General features: G+C 74.1%; 18 protein-coding genes. 10 read left to right on the top strand and 8 right to left on the bottom strand.

Going from position 1 to position 18,756, the window contains the following annotated elements; all coding sequences use genetic code 11:
- Positions 1 to 67: 67 nt before the first annotated feature.
- The 5 genes from ACI797_RS04015 (at position 68) to ACI797_RS03995 (ending at position 6,096) form a co-directional block, all read left to right on the top strand.
- Positions 68 to 1,810, top strand: a complete 1,743-nt coding sequence (locus ACI797_RS04015; protein WP_456857216.1) for a hypothetical protein — start codon at positions 68 to 70, stop codon at positions 1,808 to 1,810.
- A 55-nt stretch (positions 1,811 to 1,865) separates the two neighbouring features.
- On the top strand, positions 1,866 to 2,885 hold the full coding sequence (trxB, locus tag ACI797_RS04010) for a thioredoxin-disulfide reductase (RefSeq protein WP_456857215.1): 1,020 nt from the start codon (positions 1,866 to 1,868) through the stop codon (positions 2,883 to 2,885).
- 77 nt (positions 2,886 to 2,962) lie between these two features.
- Positions 2,963 to 3,292, top strand: coding sequence for a thioredoxin (gene trxA, locus ACI797_RS04005; RefSeq protein WP_456539458.1), 330 nt, complete (start codon positions 2,963 to 2,965; stop codon positions 3,290 to 3,292).
- A gap of 164 nt (positions 3,293 to 3,456) precedes the next feature.
- A complete protein-coding gene (locus ACI797_RS04000) occupies positions 3,457 to 4,599 on the top strand; it encodes an N-acetylmuramoyl-L-alanine amidase (RefSeq protein WP_456857214.1) in 1,143 nt (380 codons plus the stop codon).
- A gap of 93 nt (positions 4,600 to 4,692) precedes the next feature.
- A complete protein-coding gene (locus tag ACI797_RS03995; RefSeq protein ID WP_456857213.1) occupies positions 4,693 to 6,096 on the top strand; it encodes an aminotransferase-like domain-containing protein in 1,404 nt (467 codons plus the stop codon).
- 42 nt (positions 6,097 to 6,138) lie between these two features.
- On the opposite strand, the gene ACI797_RS03990 is transcribed toward ACI797_RS03995, so the two are convergent.
- The 8 genes from ACI797_RS03990 to rpmH all read right to left on the bottom strand — a co-directional run bounded on the left by ACI797_RS03990 (position 6,139) and on the right by rpmH (position 11,631).
- Positions 6,139 to 7,167 (bottom strand): ParB/RepB/Spo0J family partition protein, encoded by a 1,029-nt coding sequence (locus ACI797_RS03990; RefSeq protein ID WP_456857212.1) that lies wholly within the window; start codon positions 7,165 to 7,167, stop codon positions 6,139 to 6,141.
- Positions 7,164 to 8,204, bottom strand: a complete 1,041-nt coding sequence (locus ACI797_RS03985) for a ParA family protein (RefSeq protein ID WP_456539454.1) — start codon at positions 8,202 to 8,204, stop codon at positions 7,164 to 7,166. The genes ACI797_RS03990 and ACI797_RS03985 overlap by 4 nt, the downstream gene beginning before the upstream one ends.
- 96 nt (positions 8,205 to 8,300) lie before the next feature.
- Positions 8,301 to 8,954 carry a 16S rRNA (guanine(527)-N(7))-methyltransferase RsmG gene (gene rsmG, locus ACI797_RS03980; protein WP_456857211.1) on the bottom strand — a complete coding sequence of 218 codons (654 nt, stop codon included), beginning with the start codon at positions 8,952 to 8,954 and terminating at the stop codon, positions 8,301 to 8,303.
- Positions 8,951 to 9,595 carry a Jag family protein gene (locus ACI797_RS03975; protein WP_456857210.1) on the bottom strand — a complete coding sequence of 215 codons (645 nt, stop codon included), beginning with the start codon at positions 9,593 to 9,595 and terminating at the stop codon, positions 8,951 to 8,953. Before ACI797_RS03975 ends, rsmG begins: the two co-directional genes overlap by 4 nt.
- An 85-nt stretch (positions 9,596 to 9,680) precedes the next feature.
- Positions 9,681 to 10,790: a membrane protein insertase YidC gene (gene yidC / locus ACI797_RS03970; RefSeq protein ID WP_456857209.1), complete on the bottom strand. Its 1,110-nt coding sequence runs from the start codon at positions 10,788 to 10,790 to the stop codon at positions 9,681 to 9,683.
- A complete protein-coding gene (gene yidD / locus ACI797_RS03965; protein WP_456857208.1) occupies positions 10,783 to 11,127 on the bottom strand; it encodes a membrane protein insertion efficiency factor YidD in 345 nt (114 codons plus the stop codon). The genes yidC and yidD overlap by 8 nt, the downstream gene beginning before the upstream one ends.
- Entirely contained in the window at positions 11,124 to 11,492 is a 369-nt protein-coding gene (gene rnpA, locus ACI797_RS03960) for a ribonuclease P protein component (protein ID WP_456857207.1), read from the bottom strand. Before rnpA ends, yidD begins: the two co-directional genes overlap by 4 nt.
- Before the next feature lies 1 nt (position 11,493).
- Positions 11,494 to 11,631 carry a 50S ribosomal protein L34 gene (rpmH, locus tag ACI797_RS03955; protein WP_089305879.1) on the bottom strand — a complete coding sequence of 46 codons (138 nt, stop codon included), beginning with the start codon at positions 11,629 to 11,631 and terminating at the stop codon, positions 11,494 to 11,496.
- 624 nt (positions 11,632 to 12,255) lie between these two features.
- Here rpmH and dnaA point away from each other — a divergent pair.
- From dnaA to ACI797_RS03930, 5 genes are all read left to right on the top strand, one after another.
- Positions 12,256 to 14,004: a chromosomal replication initiator protein DnaA gene (gene dnaA / locus ACI797_RS03950; protein ID WP_456857206.1), complete on the top strand. Its 1,749-nt coding sequence runs from the start codon at positions 12,256 to 12,258 to the stop codon at positions 14,002 to 14,004.
- Between the two features lie 799 nt (positions 14,005 to 14,803).
- Positions 14,804 to 15,982, top strand: a complete 1,179-nt coding sequence (gene dnaN / locus ACI797_RS03945) for a DNA polymerase III subunit beta (RefSeq protein WP_456857205.1) — start codon at positions 14,804 to 14,806, stop codon at positions 15,980 to 15,982.
- 134 nt (positions 15,983 to 16,116) lie between these two features.
- Entirely contained in the window at positions 16,117 to 17,052 is a 936-nt protein-coding gene (gnd, locus tag ACI797_RS03940) for a phosphogluconate dehydrogenase (NAD(+)-dependent, decarboxylating) (RefSeq protein WP_456857204.1), read from the top strand.
- 12 nt (positions 17,053 to 17,064) lie between these two features.
- The gene (gene recF / locus ACI797_RS03935; protein ID WP_456857203.1) at positions 17,065 to 18,255 is read left to right on the top strand and encodes a DNA replication/repair protein RecF; all 1,191 of its coding nucleotides are present in this window, start codon (positions 17,065 to 17,067) and stop codon (positions 18,253 to 18,255) included.
- Positions 18,245 to 18,745: a DciA family protein gene (locus tag ACI797_RS03930; RefSeq protein ID WP_456539444.1), complete on the top strand. Its 501-nt coding sequence runs from the start codon at positions 18,245 to 18,247 to the stop codon at positions 18,743 to 18,745. The genes recF and ACI797_RS03930 overlap by 11 nt, the downstream gene beginning before the upstream one ends.
- Positions 18,746 to 18,756: the final 11 nt, after the last annotated feature.

The following is an 18,756-nucleotide window of genomic DNA, read 5'->3' as shown; positions in this document are numbered from 1 at the left end:
GGCGGCGATGCCGGGCCCGGGGCGCGGCGCCGCCGGGAGCGATGCGAAGAGGAGGTCGTCCGCGTCCATGACCTCCACGGTCACCGGCCTCCCGGACCGCTACCGCCCGCTCGACCAGGTCGGTCCCGACGAGCCCACCCCCACGGGGGTCATCCGCACCTACCGGGCCAAGGACCGCGTCCTCAACCGTGACGTCGCCATCCGCGTGCACACCCCCGGCGGCCCCGCGGCGCACGCCTGGATCGCCCGCGCCCTGACCGCCGGCGGGCTGGCCACCCCCGCGCTGGCGATGGTCTACGACGCCGCCGAGGGCAACGGCGACGCGGCCGCCGCCGACAGCGCCGCCTACGTCGTCAACGAGTGGATCGACGGCGAGACCCTCGCGGAGCGGCTGACCCGCGGGCCGCTGCAGCAGCGCGAGGCGCGCACCGTCGTCCGCCGGCTGGCCGAGGGCGTGGCCGAGGCCCACCGCGTCGGGCTGGCCGTCGGCGGGCTGACCCCCGAGCACGTCGTCCTGCGGCCCAACGGGCTGGTGGGCCTGCGCGGCGTCCCCGCCGCCAGCGGCACCGTGCAGGGCGACATCACCGCGCTGGGTGCGCTGCTCGAGGCCTGCCTCGGCGGCCCGACCGCGGTCGAGGCCGCCGGTCGCGGGGTGCGCAAGGGCGCCGCCACCGTGCCGCCGGACCTCGCCGCCCTCGTGCGCCGGGCCCGCTCCACCGAGCCCGGGCAGGGCCTCTCCAGCGTGGCGGCCATGGTCTCCCTGCTCAACGAACGGCCCCGCGCCGGCGGCGCCTCGGCCCTCGACCGGCACGGGCCGGAGAGCGACCGGCTGCGGTCGGTCCGCCAGGACGACGTGCCGCCGCCCGCGCTGCCCGTCGCCCCGCCGGCGCCCACCGTCAGCGTCGACGCCCCCGTCCGACTGGACCCGATGACCATGCCGCCGGTCCCGCCCGTGCGCCCGGTCGCGCACGCCGCCCCGGCGACCCAGGCCACCCCGGTGGTGCAGCCGGGTCCGCCCGCGCCCCCGGTCGAGGACCCGTGGACGGCGACCGGCGACGGGTGGCGGCGCCCCTCCGACGACCTCGACGCGGTGCTGCACGAGCCCACCACCTACGACGACGTGTACGACGACTACCCCGACACCGGCAGCACGGACCTGCCGGAGGTCGAGGAGCCCGGCGCCCGCCGGCGGGCCGCCGTCATCGGCATCTCCATCGCCGCGCTCGCCGTGGTGATCGCGCTGGCGTGGTGGTTCGGCACCAACGTGCTCTCGGTCGCCGGCTCGGTCGACGAGGTCCCCGGCTCCACGCCGCCGCCGACCTCGACCAGCGGCAGCGCGAGCAGCTCGGCGCCGGCCACGGGCGCGCCGGCGGCCATCGTCAGCGCCGAGGTCTACAACCCCGAGGGCGACGGCGAGCCCGAGAACGACGACGACGTCCCGCTCAGCTTCGACGGCGACCCGGGCACCGCCTGGTCCACGCTCACCTACTTCCGCTCGCCCGCCTTCGGCAACCTGAAGAGCGGCGTCGGGATCATGTACGACCTGGGCAGCGAGCAGCAGCTGGCCGGCGTGACGGTGACCACGAGCACCCCGGGCATCACCGTCGAGGTGCGCACCGGCGGCGAGCCCGACGGCCCCCTCGACGCCTACCAGGTGGCGGCGAGCGGCACCGTCGACGGCGAGACCCCGCTGCAGTTCCAGCAGCCGGCGACCGCCCGGTTCGTCCTGGTCTGGGTCACCGGTCTGGTGCCCAGCGACGACGGCTTCGCCGGCGACATCGCCGAGGTCGCGGTCAGCTCGGCGGGGTGACGCGCGGGCGGGGAGGGCCGCCCCGCAGGGGAATGCCACCCCTAGCATCCACGTTGTGCCGCCCGTGACGAACTCCCAGCCGACTCCCGGACCCGCGGTCTCGACCGATCCGGCCCACCCGGCCATCCCGCCGGCGGAGCACGACGGCGTCCGCGACCTGATCATCATCGGGTCCGGCCCGGCCGGCTACACCGCGGCGGTCTACGCCGCGCGTGCCAACCTGCACCCGCTGGTGTTCGAGGGCTCGCAGTTCGGCGGCGCCCTCATGACCACCACCGAGGTGGAGAACTTCCCCGGGTTCCCCGAGGGCATCCAGGGCCCGCAGCTCATGGACGACATGCGCACGCAGGCCGAGCGCTTCGGCGCCGAGCTGCAGCCGCGCGACGTCACCGAGGTCGACCTGACCGCCACGCCCAAGATCGTCAAGGTCGGCGACGAGACCCACCTCGCGCACGCCGTCATCGTGGCCACCGGCTCCAAGTACCGGTACCTGGGCCTGGACAACGAGCAGCGCCTGCTCGGCCGCGGCGTCTCCGCCTGCGCCACCTGCGACGGCTTCTTCTTCCGCGACCAGGACATCATCGTGGTCGGCGGCGGCGACTCGGCGATGGAGGAGGCCACCTTCCTCACCCGCTTCGCCAAGAGCGTGACCGTGGTGCACCGCCGCCGCGAGCTCCGCGCCTCCAAGATCATGCAGAAGCGCGCCCAGGACAACGAGAAGATCCACTGGGCGCTCGGCAAGCAGGTGACCGACGTCCTCGGCGGCGACACCGTCAACGGCGTGCAGCTGACCGACGTCGAGTCGGGCGGCACCGAGGAGCTGCCGGTCACCGGCGTCTTCGTCGCCATCGGCCACGACCCGCGCAGCGAGCTGTTCGCCGGTCAGCTGAAGCTGGACGACGCCGGCTACATCCAGGTGGAGCACCCGACCACCCGCACCAACATCGACGGCGTCTTCGCCTGCGGTGACGTGGTCGACCACATCTACCGGCAGGCGATCACCTCGGCCGGCACCGGGGCCTCGGCCGCGATCGACGCCGAGCGCTGGCTGGCCGAGACCTTCGGCGAGCGCTGAGCCGGGCATAGATCCCCCACCACGCCGGTTGCACCGACCGGCGACCTTTCGAGCAACCGATACAGGGAGTACGACCCATGGCAGGCAACACCGTGACGGTCACCGACGCCAGCTTCGCCAGCGACGTCCTGGGCAGCGACAAGCCCGTTCTCGTGGACTTCTGGGCGGAGTGGTGCGGGCCGTGCAAGATGGTCGCCCCCGTGCTGGAGGAGATCGCGGCCGAGCACGGCGACAAGCTCACGATCGCCAAGCTGAACATCGACGAGAACCCGCAGATCGCCCGCGACTACCAGGTCATGTCGATCCCGACGATGACCGTCTTCCAGGGCGGCAAGCCGGTCAAGAGCATCATCGGCGCCAAGCCCAAGGGCGCGATCCTCTCCGACCTCGCCGACTACATCGGCTGACGGCCTGCCTGCAGGGTCCCACCGCGAGCGTGCGAGTGGTGGGGGGCAGGCAGGTCCTTCTGGTCACCGGGGCCCGTCCGACCACCCGGTCGGACGGGCCTCGTCGCGTTCGGGGCGACCCCGGCTGGGCCGGCCCGGGCACGGCGGGCGACAATCGGAGCACGATGAGCGACAGCCGCATGCACCCCCTCCGTCCCGGGGACAGCGGCCCGGCCGTGGCCGAGGTGCTGGCCGCGCTGCGCAGCCTGGGCCTGCTCCCGACCGCCCCCGACGGCCTCGCCGACAGCGCGGCGGTCTACGACGCCACGACCGAGCTCGCGGTCCGGCACTTCCAGCAGGTCCGCGGCCTGAGCGTCGACGGCCGCGTCGGCGAGGAGACCTACCGGGCGCTCACCGAGGCGCGGTGGTCGCTGGGTGACCGGCTGCTGCGCTTCGACCCCGAGCGCCCGATGCGCGGCGACGACGTCACCAACTTGCAGGACCGCCTGCACGAGCTCGGCTACGACGCCGGCCCCGTCGACGGCGTCTTCGGCCCCGAGACCGAGATCGGGCTGCGCACCTTCCAGCGCGACTACGGCCTCACCTCCGACGGCACGTGCGGCCCGGCCACCCTGCGCGCGCTGCGCCAGCTCGGCCGCAAGGTGGTCGGCGGGCGGCCGCAGCTGCTGCGGCAGAGCGCCTCGTTCGTCGAGAGCGGGCCGCACCTGATCGGTCGCCGGATCGTCGTCGACCCGGGCCACGGCGGCCCGGAGGCGGGGCACTCCTCCGGCGAGACGACCGAGGCCGACCTGGTGTTCGACATCGCCTCCCGCATCGAGGGGCGGCTGGCCGCCGCCGGCGCCACCGTCTACCTCACCCGCGGCCGCCACCAGAACCCCACGCACCTCGAGCGGACCACGTTCGCCAACCAGGCCCGCGCCGACCTCTTCCTCTCCCTGCACGTCGACGCCCACCGCTCCGAGCACGCCCGCGGGGTGGCCAGCTACTACTACGGCACCGGGTCGGGGGCCTCCTCCACCGTCGGCGAGCAGTTCGCCAACCTGGTCCGCCGCGAGGTCGTCGCCCGCACCGGCCTGCTCGACCTCGGCTCGCACCCCAAGACGTGGGACCTGCTGCGCACCACCCGGATGCCCGCCGTCCGGCTGGACCTCGGCTACCTGTCCCACCCCGTCGACCGGCTGCTGCTGCTCGACGCCCGGCTGCGCAGCACCATCGCGCACGCGGTGCTGGCCGCCGTCCAGCGGCTCTTCCTGGCGCCCGAGGCCGACCCGCCGACCGGCACCTTCGTCCTGCCGGCCAAGGGCTGACGCTGTGACGGATGGAGCGGGCGGGATCGGACCCGTCCGTCCGCCGGCCGTGTCCTGCAGGCCCCCCGGACGGCGCTGCCTACACTTCTGAAGGTGGCTTCCCTCCCGCCCGGTTCCGGCGCGCACCCCGGCCTGCCCCCTGTCCCGCGGTCCTCGCGGCTGGACCCGCTGGCGGACCGGTACGCAGCACGCACGCACGGGATGAAGACCTCCGAGATCCGCGCGCTGTTCTCGGTCGTCAGCCGGCCCGAGGTGGTCTCGCTCGCCGGCGGGATGCCCGCCGTCACCGCCCTCCCGCTCGACGCCGTCGGCTCGATGATCGGCGAGCTGGTCTCCGGGATGGGCGCGCAGACGCTGCAGTACGGCTCCGGCCAGGGCGACCCCCGGCTGCGGGAGCGGATCTGCGACGTGATGGCGCTGGAGGGCATCCGCGACGCCTCGCCCAGCGAGGTCGTCGTCACGGTGGGCTCCCAGCAGGCGCTGGACCTGGTCACCCGCGTCTTCTGCGACCCGGGCGACGTCATCCTCGCCGAGGGGCCGTCCTACGTCGGGGCGCTGGGCGTCTTCCAGGCCGCCGAGGCCCGGGTGCGGCACGTGCCCATGGACGACGACGGACTCATCCCCGAGGCGCTCGAGCAGGCGCTGCTCGACTCCCGCGCCCGCGGCGACCGCGTGAAGTTCCTCTACACCGTGCCCAACTACCACAACCCGGCCGGGGTCACCCTCTCCGAGCCGCGCCGGCGGGCGATCATCGACCTCGCCGACCGCTACGACCTGCTGGTCATCGAGGACAACCCGTACGGGCTGCTGGGCTTCGACCGGGAGCCGATGCAGGCGCTGCGGGCCCGCGACTCCCAGCGGGTCATCTACCTCGGCTCGTTCTCCAAGACGTTCTCGCCGGGTCTGCGGGTGGGCTGGGTGCTGGCGCCGATCGCGGTCCGCGAGAAGCTCGTGCTGGCCACCGAGGCGCAGGTGCTCTGCCCGCCGTCGCTCACCCAGTACGCCGTCGCGCGCTACCTGGACACCCAGCCCTGGCAGCAGCAGATCAAGCACTTCATCGAGCTCTACCGCGACCGCCGCGACGCCACCCTGGAGTCGCTCGACGCGCTCATGCCGGCCGGCACCACCTGGACCCGTCCGGACGGCGGCTTCTACGTGTGGCTGAAGCTGCCGCACGGCCTCGACGCCAAGCTCATGCAGCCGCGGGCGGTGAACAACCTCGTGGCGTACGTGCCCGGGATCGGCTTCTACGCCGACGGCAGCGGCAAGGAGTACATGCGGCTGTCCTACTGCTACCCGGAGCCGCACGAGATCCGCGAGGGCGTGCGCCGGCTGGCCCGGGTGATCGAGCAGGAGCTGGACCTGCACACGACCTTCGACTCGGTCGACACCGGCCGGTTCCGGGCGATCCGGCCCGACGGGTCGCCGCACGTGCCCGACGTCGAGCCGTTCGTCGGCCCGGCCAACAGCGACCGGTACACCGACCCGCGGTCCTGATTGCGTCCGTGACGTTTCAGCCGGCCGGCCGGAGCGTCTCCGTCAGGAGTCGCCCCGGCGGCCGGTGATGTCAGGCGCCATGAGACCGACGATCCGCTGCAGGTCGTCGACCGAGCCGAACTCGACGACGATGCGGCCCTTCGCCCGGCCGATCTGCACCTGCACCTTGGTCTCGAAGACGTCGGAGAGCCGCTGCCCGAGGTCCTCCACCCCGGGCGCGCTGATCTTGCGCGTCCGGCGCTTCGCGGTGGGCTGCTCGGCGGCGGCGACCGCGACGGCCTCCTCGGTGGCCCGGACCGACATCCCCTCGGCGACGATGCGCGTGGCGAGGGCGTCCATCGCCTCGGCGTCGGCCAGGCCGAGCAGCGCCCGCGCGTGCCCGGCGGAGAGCACCCCGGCGGCCACCCGGGTCTGCACCTTCACCGGCAGCTTCATCAGCCGGATGGTGTTGGTGACCTGCGAGCGGCTGCGGCCGATGCGGCTGGCGAGCTCCTCGTGCGTGGCGCCGAACTCCTCCAGCAGCTGCTGGTAGGCGGCGGCCTCCTCCAGCGGGTTGAGCTGGACCCGGTGGATGTTCTCCAGGAGCGCGTCGCGCAGCAGGGCGTCGTCGGTGGTGTCCCGGACGATCGCGGGGACCGTCTGCAGGTCCGCCGCCTTGGCGGCGCGCAGCCGTCGCTCGCCCATGATGAGCTCGTAGCCGCCGTCCGCCCGCTCGCGGACGACGATCGGCTGGAGCAGCCCGAACTCGCGCACGGAGTGGGTGAGCTCGTCCAGCGCCTCGTCGTCGAAGACCTGCCTCGGCTGCTTCGGGTTGGGGACGACGTCGTCGACGGACACCTCGCGCAGCTGGGCGCCCGGCACCCCGACGGCGTCCTCGACCGGCGCCGGGCCCGCAGGGCGGACGACGGGTGCGGGGGGCGCCTCGGCCGGCTCGTCGTCGGACGGCGGCACCGCGGCGGGCGCCGGGGCGGCGACGACGGCGGGGCGGTCGACCTCCGGCCCGGCGGGCGGGGGAGGAGCGGTGGGGATCAGGGCCGCCAGGCCGCGGCCGAGCCCGCCACGCTTGGTCATCGGTTCTCCGTCGGGTGCTCAGGGGTGGAGACGGCGGATCCGTAGGACGGGGGAGCGACACCGGCCGGCATCCGCCCCGGATCCAGCGGCGGCAGCGCGGCACCCCGTTCGGCGAGCTCGCGGGCCGCCTCCACGTACGCCGTCGCCCCGCGGGACCCCGGGTCGTACGTCAGGACCGACTGGCTGTAGCCCGGCGCCTCGGACACCCGGACGTTGCGCGGGATGACAGCGTTCAGCACGAGGTCGCCGAAGTGGTTGCGGACCTCCTCGGCCACCTGGTCGGCGAGCTTGGTCCGCCCGTCGTACATGGTGAGGAGGATCGTCCGGACGGCGATGCCCGGGTTCAGGTGCGCGCGCACCAGGTCGATGTTGTTGAGCAGCTGCCCCAGTCCCTCCAGCGCGTAGTACTCGCACTGGATCGGGATCAGCACCTCGTCGCCTGCCACCAGCGCGTTGAGGGTCAGCAGCCCCAGCGACGGCGGGCAGTCGATGAGGACGTAGTCCGGCTTGCGGTCCTCGGGCAGGGAGTGGACGTAGGCCTCGATGGCCCGGCGCAGCCGGTACTCGCGGGCCACGACGGAGACCAGCTCGATCTCGGCGCCCGCCAGATCGATCGTCGCCGGCACGCAGGTGAGCAGCGGGCTGGCGTTCGTCTGGTGCGTGACCTCCGACAGCGGGCTGTCGCCGACCAGGGTGTCGTAGACCGAGGGCGTCCCGACCGTGTGGTCGACGCCCAGCGCCGTGCTGGTGTTGCCCTGCGGGTCGAGGTCGATGACGAGCGTCCGCAGTCCGTAGAGGGCGAGCGCGACGCCGAGGTTGACCGCCGACGTCGTCTTGCCGACGCCGCCCTTCTGGTTGGCGATGGTGATGACCCGCAGCCGTCCCGGTCTCGGGAACGGCTCCTGGTCGGCGGCGTGCAGCACGCGGGTGGCCCGCAGGGCCTCCATCGCGATGGGGCTGTCGAAGTCCGCCGGAGCCCCCGAGGCGGCGTTGTCAGCAGCGAGACTGCTCCGCAACCGCTCGCCCGGGTCGGTCATCGCGGTCCTTTCCCCTCGAACCCGCACCCGTTTCACGTGGAACGGGTCCGGGTACAGCTGTCGGTTCCACGTGGAACAGGCGTCGGCGTGCCGCCGTCACCGCTCCCCGCGGGTCATCACCACCACGGTAGTGGCAGCGTTCCCGAGCGCGGCGCCGACAGCCCGCGGATGTACGTCACGCATGCCGGCGGCCTCCAGCTCGGGCACCAGCGCGGGCAGCTCGGCGACGGCGCGGGCCCCGACCAGGGCCACCAGGCGGGTTCCCGGCCGCAGGAGCCCGCGGCACCAGGCGACCAGCCGGGGCAGCGGCGCCACGGCCCGGGCGGTGACCACGTCGACCGGCCCGACGGCCGTGACGACGCCGCGGTCCTCGGCTCGGCCGCGGACGACCCGCCACGGCGCACCCAGCTCCGCGACGGCCTCCTCGAGGAACTCGACCCGCCGCGCCATCGGCTCCACCAGGGTCAGCGCCAGATCGGGCCGCGCGAGGCCCAGCGGGATCCCGGGCAGGCCGGCGCCGCTGCCGACGTCGACCACCCGGGCCCCCTCGGGCACGGCCTCGGCCACCGCGGCGCTGTTGAGCACGTGCCGGTCCCACAGCCGCCCGACCTCGCGGGGGCCGATCAGCCCCCGCGTGACGCCGTCGGAGGCCAGCCGGGCGACGTAGCGCTCGGCCGCCGGCAGCGCCTCCCCGAACAGCGCGGAGGCCGCCTCCGGCGTTCGCGGAACGGAATCGTCCGGAAGTGTCACGCGTCCGGCAGGACCACGACGCGCCGGTTGGGCTCCTCGCCCTCGGACTCGCTGCGCACACCGCTCACGGCGGCGATGACGTCGTGGACGACCTTGCGCTCGAACGGGTTCATGGGGGTCAGCCGCTCCGGCTGGCGGCTCTGCGCCACCCGGCGGGCGGCCTCGCCGGCCAGCGCGGACAGGTCGGCCCGCCGCTTGGCCCGGAAGCCGCCGACGTCGAGCATCAGCCGGCTGCGGACCCCGGTGGACTGGGCCACGGCGAGGCGGGTGAGCTCCTGAAGTGCCTCGAGGACCTGCCCGTCGGCGCCGATGAGGTCGTCGAGCTGGCCGCCGACGATGGCGACGGAGGCGCGGTCGCCCTCCACGTCGAGGTCGATGTCCCCGTCGACGTCGAGGATGTCGAGCAGCCGCTCGAGGTAGTCGCCGGCCACGTCGCCCTCGCGGACGAGCAGGTCGTCGGCGGTGTCGACGTCCTCGTCGTCGTCGACGTCCTCGACCAGGGCGTCGTCACCGGTCGCGTCGGGATCGGGCAGCGCGGGCTGACCGTCGGGCTCGACCGCGGTGCCGGGAGCCGGGCTGAGCACGGCGCCCGACGTCACCTCGGCGGTGGCGGCGGTGTCCGGCTGCTGCGGAGCACTCACGGGGGTTCCTCCTCGGAAGGTCGGACGTCAGGTCTGCGGGCCGGCAGCGGCCGGCCGGGCGTCCGGGAGGACGCCGGAGCGCCGGTCAGCGGCGCTTTCGTTTGGCCTTGGTGGCACCGGAGCTGCCGGTCTTCGGCGTCGTCCCGTTCGACGCCGCTCGACCGCCCGCGCCGCTACCGGTCCCGCCGTCGGCGGCCGGCGTGCCCCCCGAGGTGGGGGTGCCGGAGCCGGCGGTGCCCGCCGACGTGCCGCCGTCGGCCGGGGTGGCCGGGCCGGCCGGCGCGGCCGGGCCGACCGGCTTGCCGCCCTTGCCGCGCACCGGCTTCGCGCCGGGCTTGGGGGCGAGCGCCTTCGGGTCGATCGCGGGCTTCTCGGCGGCCGCCTGGGCCAGGGCGGCGGGGGAGCCGGGGGGCGGCGGCAGCTTCTTGAGGACGTAGAACTGCTGACCCAGCGTCCACAGGTTGTTGGTGAACCAGTACAGGAGGACGCCGATCGGGAAGAAGAAGCCGGAGACGAAGAGGCTCAGCGGCATCCCGTAGAGCATGAACTTCTGCACGAGCGCGGCCTGGCCCTCGACCGGGCCCGACCGCCGCATGATCTGCTTCTGCGTGAAGTAGGTGGTCGCGCACATGATCACGATCAGCACGAACGCGACGATGCGGATGTTCGTGTAGGTGGCGATCTCGAGGATCGCCTGCTCCTTGGAGCCGGACATGTTGAACGACGCCGAGATGGGGGCGCCGAAGAACTTCGCCCGGGCGGCCTCGTCGGTGAGCTGGTCGCTCCAGCTGTAGAGACCCTCCGCGCCGGGCGCGATCCGCCGCAGCACGTGGAACAGTCCGATGAAGACCGGGATCTGCGGCAGGATCGGCAGGCAGCCGGCCAGCGGGTTGACCCCGCGCTCCTTCTGCAGCGCCATCACGGCCTGGCTGAAGCCCTGCCGGTCGCTGCCGTACTGCTTGCGCAGATTCTGGATCTCCGGCTGGATCTCCTGCATCGCCCGCTGCGACTTGATCTGCTTGACGAACAGCGGGAACAGGATGATGCGGATCGTCACGACGAGGAAGACGATCGCCAGCACCCAGGCCAGGCCACCGAGGACGCTCTCCGGGTTCGGATCACCGAACAGGGCGTTCCACAGGGAGTGCCACCGCGCCATCACCCAGGAGATGGCGGTGTAGATCCAGTCAAGCAATGGAGGACTCCTCCCGCGGGGCCCGCGTGGTCGCACGGTCGGCGTGGTGGGGACCGTCGGCGCCGGGGACCGCGGCCGGTGCCGCAGTGCTCGACGTCCGTCCGACGGCGGTGGTTCCGGGACGCGGCTCCGGCACGAGGTCGACGCCGCCGGGGTGCCAGGGGGCGCACTTCGCCAGCCGGCGCAGCGCCAGCCAGGTGCCCCGCGCGGCGCCGTGCCGCTCGATCGCCTCCAGCGCGTACGCGCTGCAGGTCGGGTAGAAGCGGCAGCGCGGCGGCAGCGCGGGGCTGATCGCCCGCTGGTAGAAGCGGACCGCGGCGAGCAGGGCCGCCCTCACGAGCGGACCCGCTCGCCGAGCAGGCGGTCCAGGCCGCCGGCCAGGTCGCGGCGCAGCCGCTCGGAGGTCGCCTCGGCGGCCTCGGGACGCGCGCGCACGACCAGGTCGGCCGCCGCGGGCAGCCGGTCCAGCTCGTCGCGGACGACCGCGCGCAGCCGGCGGGTCACCCGGTGGCGGACCACCGAGTTGCCGACCGCCCGGCCCACGACGAACCCCGCCCGCGGGCCGTCGGCGACGGCGCCCGGCGGAGCGGGACGCTGGGGGAGGTAGTGGAGCACCATGGTCGGCCGCCCGACGCGCCGCCCCGACCGGACGACCGCGGTGAACTCCGGACGCCGGCGCAGGCGGGCCTGCGCGGGCAACACCTCAGGCGGAGAGCTTCTCGCGCCCCTTGCGCCGACGGCCGGCGATGATCGCCCGGCCCGCGCGGGTGCGCATCCGCAGCCGGAAGCCGTGGGTCTTGGACCGACGACGGTTGTTCGGCTGGAACGTGCGCTTGCTCACGAGGTACTCCCACTACACGACATCGGCGGTCGCGCACCCGCCGGCCGACGGGGGCGCTCGGGGTGCGGACCCCGGAAGCTGGTTCCTGCGAGAAGCCCGGGAGACAGGTGCGACCTGCGCAGGCGCCCCGGGCGCTCTGCAGACTCGGACCAGCATAGCCGAGGATCGGCGTCGCCCGGTGGCCGGGCCGGACGACGACCGCCCAGGCTCGCCCACCGCCCGCCGTCGGCTCCCGAGGCACGCCGTGGTGACGACGGTCGGAACTCGGATCGACGCGCCCGGGAACGGCGGGCGAGCGTTGCCCGGCTGTGGACAGGGCTGTTAGCGTCGCCGTCGCTCCGCGTCGGTCCCCGCAGGTCCGACGCCGGGGCCGACCCGTCGGTCGGACCGGCGCGGCCGATCCCAGTCCGTCTGCGAACACAGGGCTCTGACCAGCACACACGTCCTCACGGAGGACCGCCAGCGGCGGCCCGCGAGGAGACGTGCGCCGGTAGTGCACAACCTGTGGACAGAGATGTGGAACGCGCCTGTGCGGGTATCCACATCCCCAGGGCCCGGGGAGTCGGCACGACGGGGCCGGGCCGGGAGCCCGGGGTCGACGACAGCACTGGGAGGACGACGGGCATGACCGATGCCACGCTGGACCTGGCGACGGTCTGGGACCAGATCCGCGAGCGGCTGGCCACGAGCCTGTCCCCACAGCAGAACGCGATGCTCAACCTGACCCGGCCGCTGGGTCTGGTCGAGGACACCGCCGTGCTGGCCGCGCCGAACGAGTTCACCCAGACCGTGCTCGAGTCGCGGATGCGCCGCGTGCTGTCCGAGGCGTTGTCCGAGCAGTTCGGCCGCGACATCCGCGTCGCCGTCCAGCTGGAGGACGCCCCGGCCGAGCCGCCGGCCGCGCCGGAGGAGCCGCCCACCCGGCGGCCGTGGTCGGCGGCCGGGAACCACCGCGCCGAGGAGGACCGGGAGAGCCGGGACCGGGCCGACGACGGCCGCAGCGCGTTCGGCGTCCGGGCCGGCGCCGCCCCGGTGTGGGAGCGGGAGACCCCGGCGTGGCCGCACGAGGGCCCGGCCTGGGACCGGGAGCCGGCCGACCCCGTGTCGGCAGCCGCCGAGCCGGGCCCGCGGCCGGTGGCCGACCGCGGGGCCCCGGAGGACTGGAGCCCGGCCGTCGCCGCGGCCGCACCCCCGGCGGCCGACGAGCACACCGCCGACGTCCTGCCGTTCGACCTGGAGCTGCCCGCCGACACCGGCCGCCGGGCCGGGGGACGGCGCGCCGAGGGCGGCCGCGCCGCCGCCCGGGGCGCGGAGACCGACCGCCGGCCGGCCGCCGCCGACCTGGGCCTCAACCCCAAGTACGTCTTCGACAGTTTCGTCATCGGCAACAGCAACCGGTTCGCCCACGCCGCGGCGGTCGCCGTCGCCGAGGCCCCGGCCCGCGCCTACAACCCGCTGTTCATCTACGGCGAGTCCGGGCTGGGCAAGACCCACCTGCTGCACGCGATCGGCCACTACGCCGCGCGCATGTTCCCGAACGTCCGGGTGCGCTACGTCAGCACCGAGGAGTTCACCAACGAGTTCATCAACCTGGTGCACTCCGGCCGGGCCGAGGACTTCCGGCGCCGCTACCGGGACATCGACTTCCTGCTCATCGACGACATCCAGTTCCTGGAGCGCGCCGAGCGGACGCAGGAGGAGTTCTTCCACACGTTCAACACGCTGCACAACGCCAGCAAGCAGATCGTCATCACCTCCGACCGGCCGCCGAAGAAGCTGACGACGCTGGAGGACCGGCTGCGGACCCGCTTCGAGTGGGGACTGATCACCGACGTCCAGGCGCCGGACCTCGAGACCCGCATCGCGATCCTGCGGAAGAAGGCCTGGGGCGAGCGGCTCCAGGTGCCCGACGCGGTGCTCGAGTTCATCGCCAGCAAGGTGCAGACCAACATCCGCGAGCTCGAGGGCGCGCTCATCCGGGTCACGGCCTTCGCCAGCCTCAACAAGCAGCAGGTCGACCTGCCGCTGGCCGAGCTCGTGCTCAAGGACCTGATCAGCGACGAGCAGGGCCCGCAGATCACCGCGGCGATCATCATGGCCGCCACCGCCGAGTACTTCTCCGTGACGATGGAGGAGCTGCAGGGCACCAACCGCAGCCGCACGCTGGTCAACGCCCGGCAGATCGCGATGTACCTCTGCCGCGAGCTCACCGAGCTGTCGCTGCCCCGCATCGGCGCCTCGTTCGGCGGCAAGGACCACACCACGGTCATGCACGCGGTCAAGAAGATCACCAACCAGATGAGCGAGCGCCGCGCGACGTACACGCAGGTCACCGAGCTGACCGCCCGCATCAAGAGCCGCGCCCGCCAGTAGAAGGACCCCGTTCCTCCCCACCCTCCGCAAGCTCGGGCGGGTCCCTGGAACGGGGCCGTTCCATCCGGTCACCTCGCCTGCGGCGGTCGACTTATCCCCACCTGTGGGGAACCGTGTGCATGGCGTAAGCGCACGTCCTGCGCGGGCGGGCGCGGGTCGTCGCCGCGGACGCCGTCGACTCGTCGAGAAGTTGTCCCCAGGGATGTGCACAGGTTGGGGATGTCTCGTGTGTGCCGGCTCACATCCGGTCACCGGCACGCGCGCCGCGGCCACCCGACCCTTGCGGACGGGTACCCGGCCGTACTCGACCCCCCGTGTAACTACACGCGTGTGACCTGCACGTTCACCTGTCTGCGCGGAGGTCCGTGATCGCGCCGACGAGGCCTGCGGACGGACTGGGGACCGACCGGGGGTGCAGCAGGGGACAGCCCGTGGACGACGGGGGTGCCGTGTGCACGGCCGTCGAGTTGTCCACGTGTCGACACAGGTGCGCCGCCGGCCGCCCACAGCGCACCAACATGTCGACTTCTCGGCCGACCTGCACGAACGGCCGTCGTCCCCAGGATCCACACCGGTGATGACGAGGATGAAGGAGATGTCCCGGAGAATTCTCGAACCCCAGTCTGGGTGGGGACGCTGCGCTGGGAGGGGCCTCCAGGGGGCACGGTTTCCACTGGAGCAGCCGCACCAGGCACGATGAGCACGACGGGGGAGCACGGCACAGGAGCACGGGAGATCCCGCGGAGGGTGGGGACGACGACGTCCTCGCTCCCCGGGAAGAGCTGGGGTGGGTCGAGACATGAAGTTCCGGGTGGCACGAGAGGTGCTCGCCGACGCCGTCGCCTGGACGGCGCGCAGCCTTCCGCCGCGACCGTCGGTACCGGTCCTCGCCGGCATCCTGCTGGAGGTCGACGGCAACCAGCTCTCCGTCTCCGGCTTCGACTACGAGGTCTCCGCGCGCGCGGAGGTCGACGTGCACGCCACCGAGGGCGGGCGCGCGCTCGTCCCCGGCCGGCTGCTCGCCGAGATCACCCGGGCGCTGCCGCCGCACCCGGTCGAGATCACCGCCGAGGGCGCGCGCCTCGCCATCGCCTGCAGCAACGCGCGCTTCAGCCTGCCGACGCTGCCGGTCGAGGACTACCCGTCCCTGCCGTCGATGCCGTCGTCGGCGGGCGTCGTCGACAGCGACGTCTTCGCCGAGGCGGTCGGCCAGGTCGCCATCGCCGCCGGCCGCGACGACACCCTGCCGATGCTCACCGGCGTCCGGCTGGAGATCGAGGACGACCGGATCACCCTGGCCGCCACCGACCGCTACCGCCTCGCGGTCCGCGAGTTCGCCTGGCGGCCGGAGACCCCGGGGACGTCGGCCGCCGTCCTCGTCCCGGCGCGCACCCTGGCCGACGCCGCCAAGACGCTGACCAGCGGCCCGGAGATCGTGGTGTCGCTGTCCTCGGGCGGCTCGGGCGAGGGCATCCTCGGTCTCTCCGGCAAGGACCGGCAGACCACCACCCGGCTGCTGGACGCCGAGTTCGTCAAGTACCGGGCGATCATGCCGAGCGAGTCGAGCGCGCACGCGGTGCTGCCGGTCGGGCTGTTCACCGACGCGGCCAAGCGCGTCGCCCTGGTCGCCGAGCGCGGCACCCCGCTGCGCTGCGAGTTCACCCCCGGCCAGGTCACCCTGCGCGCCGGCGGCACCGACGACGAGGGCCAGGCCGAGGAGCGCTGCGACGTCGAGTTCGAGGGCGACCCGCTGACGATCGGCTTCAACCCGACGTTCCTGCTCGACGGGCTGGCCTCGGTGCACTCGCCGCGCGCGCGGATGGACTTCACCAGCCCGCTCAAGCCCGCCGTGCTGTCCGGCGTCGACGAGCCGGCCACCGACGACGAGGGCAGCGGGTCCGAGGGCGCGCCCGCCCGTCCGGCCGAGCGCGCCGGCTCCTACCGCTACCTGATCATGCCGGTGCGCCTGCCGGGCTGATGAAGGACCCTCCTGCCCCCACCGCTCGCAGGCTCGCGGCGGGAACCTGCAGGAGGGCCGAGGTGTCGGGGCACGGCCGCCCGGGCACCGCGACCGCTGGGAACTCCGCAGTTCGTTCGAGAGGGGACTTCGCCGTGCAGCTGGGGCTGGTCGGTCTGGGCAAGATGGGCGGCAACATGGCCGAGCGGATCCGCCGCGCCGGTCACGAGGTGGTGGGCTACGACAGGTCCTCGCCCAGGCGGGACGTGACCAGCCTGCAGGAGCTGGTCGACGCGCTGCAGGCGCCGCGGGTGGTGTGGGTGATGGTGCCCGCGGGCGAGGCCACCCGCTCCGTCGTCCGCGAGCTCGGCGAGCTGCTCAGCGCCGGGGACGTCGTCGTCGACGGCGGGAACTCCCGGTGGACCGATGACGAGGTGCACGCCGAGGCGCTCGGCGCCAAGGGCATCGGCTACCTCGACTGCGGCGTCTCCGGCGGGGTCTGGGGCCTGCAGAACGGCTACGCGCTCATGGTCGGCGGCGACAAGGAGCACGTCGCGACCGTGCAGCCGATCTTCGACGCGCTCAAGCCGCCGTCCCCCGGCACCGACGAGTCCGGGCAGGAGCTGCCGGCCGCGGGCTTCGTGCACGCCGGCCGCGCCGGCGCGGGCCACTTCTCGAAGATGGTCCACAACGGCATCGAGTACGCGATGATGCAGGCCTACGGCGAGGGCTACGAGCTGCTCGAGGCCGCCGACCTCGTCGACGACGTCCCCGGCGTGGTCGCGTCGTGGACGCAGGGCACCGTCATCCGCTCGTGGCTGCTCGACCTGCTGGTCCGGGCGCTCGACGAGGACCCCACGCTGGAGCGCATCCGCGGCTACGCGGAGGACTCCGGCGAGGGCCGGTGGACGGTCGAGGCGGCCATCGAGCACGCCGTCCCCATGCCGGCGATCGCCGCGTCGCTCTTCGCGCGGTTCGTCTCGCGCCAGGAGGACTCCCCGACGATGAAGGCGGTCGCGGCGCTGCGCAACCAGTTCGGCGGGCACGCCGTCCGCGCGGTGGCGGCGCAGGAGGCCGAGCGCCCCGCGTGAGCGGGCACTGAGGTGCACGTCCGGCACCTGCAGCTGGCCTCGTTCCGGAACTGGGAGCGGGTCGACCTCGCGCTGCGCCCGGGCCCGACGGTGCTCGTCGGGCGCAACGGCGAGGGGAAGACCAACCTGGTCGAGGCGGTCGGCTACCTGGCCACGCTGAGCAGCCACCGGGTGTCCACCGACGCGCCGCTGGTGCGCACCGGCGATCCGCAGGCGGTGGTGCGCGCGGCGCTGCGGCGCGGCGACCGGGAGCTCCTGGTGGAGATCGAGGTCAACCCGGGGCGGGCCAACCGGGTGCGGGTCAACCGCGCGCCGCTGCCCCGGCCGCGGGAGCTGATCGGCGTGGTCAAGACCGTGCTGTTCGCCCCCGAGGACCTCGCGCTCGTCCGCGGTGACCCCACGGAGCGGCGCCGGTTCCTCGACGAGCTGCTGGTCAGCCGCACCCCGCGGCTGGCGGGCGTGCGGGGCGACTACGACCGCGTGCTCAAGCAGCGCAACGCGCTGCTCAAGACCGCCCGCCTCGCCCGCGGCGACGCGCTCGCCACCCTCGACGTCTGGAACGGGCACCTCGTCGACCTCGGCAGCCAGCTGCTGGCGGCCCGCCTGGGGCTGATCGCCGACCTCGCCCCGCACGTGGCCGAGGCCTACGCGGCGGTGGCGGGGGCGGGCGCGGCCCCGGCCGGGCTCGGCTACTCGAGCACCGTTCCGCTCGCCGGGGACGGCGGCGCCCTGACCCCGGGGGCGGCGCTGCCGACGGCGGCCGAGCTGGCCGCGGCGCTGCGCGAGCGGGTGGAGGAGCGGCGCCGCGACGAGGTCGACCGCGGCATGACGCTGGTCGGGCCGCACCGCGACGACCTGGTCATCCACCTCGGCGGCACGCCGGCCAAGGGCTTCGCCAGCCACGGGGAGTCGTGGTCGCTGGCGCTGGCCCTCAAGCTGGCCACGTTCGCCCTCTTCCGGGCCGACGGCGAGGAGCCGATCCTGGTCCTGGACGACGTCTTCGCCACGCTGGACGCCGATCGCCGGGCCGCGCTGGCGGCGGTGGCCCGGTCGGCCGAGCAGACGCTGATCACCGCCGCCGTGCTGGAGGACGTGCCCGTGGAGCTGCGCGGTGCGGTGGTGCTGGTGGCCGGGGGGACGGCGACGGCGCTGGACGAGGCGGCAGCGGGAGCCGAGCTGCAGGAGGTGCCCGGTGAGCGATGAGCGGCCGGCGCGGCCGAGCGACATCGCCCGCGCCGCGCTCGAGGCGGCCCGCGCCGCCTCGGCGGCCCGGCCGCAGCCGACCCGCCGGCGGATCGCCGGGCCGCGGCGGGACTGGACCGGGCCGCGGCCGGGCGACGACGACCCCCAGCCGCTGGGCCGGCTGGTGGACAACCTGGTCAGCGCGCAGGACTGGTCCGAGCGGACCAAGGTCGGCACGGTGTTCGGCCGGTGGTCGGCGCTGGTCGGTCCCGACATCGCCGCGCACTGCACCCCGCAGACGCTCACCGACGGCGAGCTGCTGATCCAGGCGGAGTCCACGGCGTGGGCCACCCAGCTGCGGCTGCTCGCGCCGACGATCCTGGGCAAGCTGCGGGCGCAGGTGGGCGGGGACGTCGTGACGAAGTTGCGCGTTGTGGGACCGACGGCGCCCAGCTGGAAGAAGGGGCCGCGCTCGGTGCGCGGCCGGGGGCCCCGCGACACGTACGGCTAGGCGGACGGCGG

It is taken from the genome of Geodermatophilus sp. SYSU D00691, from assembly GCF_054050275.1.
Note: the sequence above shows the minus strand (reverse complement) of the source record. Positions and strands in the feature narration are given on the sequence as shown.